The organism is bacterium (assembly GCA_027622355.1).
In the GTDB taxonomy this organism is placed as follows: Bacteria; UBA8248; UBA8248; order UBA8248; family UBA8248; genus JAQBZT01.
The window spans coordinates 1-2,645 of record JAQBZT010000337.1 but is presented as its reverse complement, the minus strand read 5'-3'; the positions used below and the strand labels follow the sequence as shown (position 1 = coordinate 2,645).

At 57.4% G+C, this 2,645-nt stretch carries 3 protein-coding genes; 2 read left to right on the top strand and 1 reads right to left on the bottom strand.

Features of this window, described 5'->3' with window-relative positions:
- Positions 1-645, top strand: a 645-nt coding sequence (locus O2807_14415) for a hypothetical protein (protein ID MDA1001697.1), incomplete at its 5' end; no start/stop codon positions are given.
- 91 nt (positions 646-736) lie between these two features.
- Here the strand turns inward: O2807_14415 and O2807_14410 are convergent.
- A complete protein-coding gene (locus O2807_14410) occupies positions 737-1,012 on the bottom strand; it encodes a hypothetical protein (protein MDA1001696.1) in 276 nt (91 codons plus the stop codon).
- Positions 1,013-1,307: 295 nt separating this feature from the next.
- On the opposite strand from O2807_14410, the gene O2807_14405 reads away from it, so the two are divergent.
- The gene (locus O2807_14405; GenBank protein ID MDA1001695.1) at positions 1,308-2,534 is read left to right on the top strand and encodes a nucleotidyltransferase family protein; all 1,227 of its coding nucleotides are present in this window, start codon (positions 1,308-1,310) and stop codon (positions 2,532-2,534) included.
- Positions 2,535-2,645: the final 111 nt, after the last annotated feature.

Sequence of the window (2,645 nt, the reverse complement as noted above, 5' to 3'; positions counted from 1 at the left end):
GGGATGGAGTTTGGACCGCTTTCGAAATGGCTGCTTAACCAGCCGCAAAAGCGCCGCATCCCGTCCGAGGCGCTGATGACCCGGCCCCGCCAGATTCGGCGCTATGATATTGGGGATCCGGAAGAAACATTCTCGCTGAGCGGGACGGGGAGCGAGACCGCCTCAAGAGGTGGATATGTACACGGAATTTGTTCTTGGTTCCGGCTGGAGCTGGAAGAGGGCATTTTTCTCGACAACGCGCCGGGGCAGGGCGAAACCGTATTTGAGCAGATGTTTTTTCCGCTCTCGGATGCCGTTAAAGTGGATGAAGGCGAATCACTCGATTGGTCCCTTGACTGTTTGATCGGGAAGGAAGGAAAAGAGGCCTGGTGGAAATGGCAGGTGACATCCGGTCGGATGACGGCGGAGGGCTCCACTTTTTCGGCGTTTCCTCTGACGCAGAATCGCCTGCTTCGGCACACGGAGGAATACGTTCCGCCGCCGCCGCCGAATCATCATGTGACGAAAAGAATTCTGGAGATCGTGGATGAAGGCCTGACACAGGGGGAGATTGCCGCAAGAATTTTTTCGGACTTTCCCAAGGTATTTCCGTCAAGGAACGATGCGCTGAAATTTGTGATTGAAGTCCTGGGAGAGGGCCGGTAGAGGAACTCAGCGCTTTACCCCGGGCCCAAGATTTTTTACGACCGCCAGCGCGGCCACCCCCCCTTTGCCCTTCTTCTTACAGGCTCGCGCCCTAAAGCTTATCCTTGTCTTTGTCCTTATCCTTCTTCTTACCGCCACTTCTGCCCATCCCTCCCGGCGAAATCATCATCATCATCATGCCGCCGCTTCCAGAGGGGCTGAAGGTAAATCCTTTCTTGGCTCCAAAGGCGTCAGAGACCGAAAAAGTGGTGATGATGGGAGCCGTGTAGGCGGTCGTCAAAAGGACTTTTCGAATGAACTCCCGCCTCGTATGGCCGTGGATCATTCCCGGCGGGATTTGGCTGTTTGTTTCGGTTTTCCGGTCCATTTCGGTCTCCAGACGGAACGTGTATCGGGGAGGTTGCCAAGGGATTTGGGTGGGCGACCGCATCTTCAAGCCAAATCCACACGCACTTTGCTTCCCCTATTAACAGTTTATATTTTTAAGGTTTACTATGGCAAATCAAAGATCGGGATTTTGTGAAGCAGGACACATCTTGATTTGGCCGGAAGATGGCAAAAAACAAGAGTTTTGCTAACCAAAACGCCGGAAATCTGCAGGTTTGGATATATATGGCCGGGCATGAGGAAGAGACAAAACCCAGGAATTTCAGGGGCGCAATGTGGGCGTTTTATTAAACGAGGCGACAGATACCAGCGGCAGAGAGAGTCCCCCGCAGATTCTCGTTTCCCTGGGTTCGAGGTTTTCCCTCCGTCCGGAGGATATCTCTGTCCTCCAGCGCGCCGCCGGGGAGGCCACGGCAGAAGAGTGGGCAGCAGCGGAAGATGAGGCCATTTACAGGAGGGTGGGCGGGCTCTTGTGTCATCATCTTCGGAATGCGGGCATCGCCGAGCCCGCGGCCTCCCTTCAGCACGAATACCGGCGCACGGCCCTTGCGAATGCCACATTTGAGGCGGAACTGCGGCGTCTCGCACCGTCTCTTGCGGAAGGTGGGGTTTCCCCATTGCTTATCAAGGGCTTCGCCCTGCAGGAAATTTATGGAAACATGGGCCTTCGGCCGATGGAAGATTCGGATTGGGTTTTGCGGACCTCTGTAGAAGTGGAGTCTGTCCTTAGAGTTTTGGAAGAACAGGGCTATGAAACCGCGGATGCAGTGCATTGGGAGCGCGGCCCCTTCCGCATCGAAATCCATCAGCGGGTATGCGCCGACGATCGGGTATCGTCCCGTTATGAAGGTGGGGGAAACGAGCAGGATGTGGAGGTCTGGTCCCGGTCACGGCCCTCGCCGCTGGGCGCTCCCTACCGGATTCCTTCTCCCGAGGATCATTTGTTGATCCTCTCGGCCCATCTCATGAAGCACAATTTCTCGCCGGGAATCTGGTATGCAGATATTGAGGCCGTCATTTTGTCTGAAAGCCGGTTTGATTGGGAGGCCGTCCTGACGCGGGCCGCCGCGTGGAAGTTGCTTCGGCCCCTTTCGTATACAGTGCAAATGATGACAAGGGGAGACAGCCAGGGGAGGGCCGGTCTTTTGTCCTGTTTCCCTGCGCATGTGCTCGCGGAGCTGGAGCGGATTCAACCGGGCTGGCTGGATCGCGTTCTTCTGGAGCTGGCGGCCAGCGGAAAGAGGCTGGAGGGCGAAAAGGACGAGTGGGAGGAGCCCCCCGTGGCCAACCTGCTTTGGATCTCAAACCAAAAGGGCTTGGGGGGCAAGGGGCGTCTTTTGTGGGAGGCGGCCTTTCCCCGGGCGGAGATCATGGCCCAGATGTATCCCGCCTACCGGCCGGGACTCAGGTGGTGGTATATCCTCCTCCGCGCCGCCGATCTTCTTCGCCTCGGAGCGAGGGTGGGGTTTCGTCTCCTGATTTCAAGCCACCCCCCTGCCTGAACCGCACTCATGCCACCGCCCGCGCGCATCGTGGTCTTGTCGGACACCCACGGGAAGCTCCCCGGGGAGGTTCTGGACGCTTGCGAGGGAGCGGCGCGCGTCATCCACGCA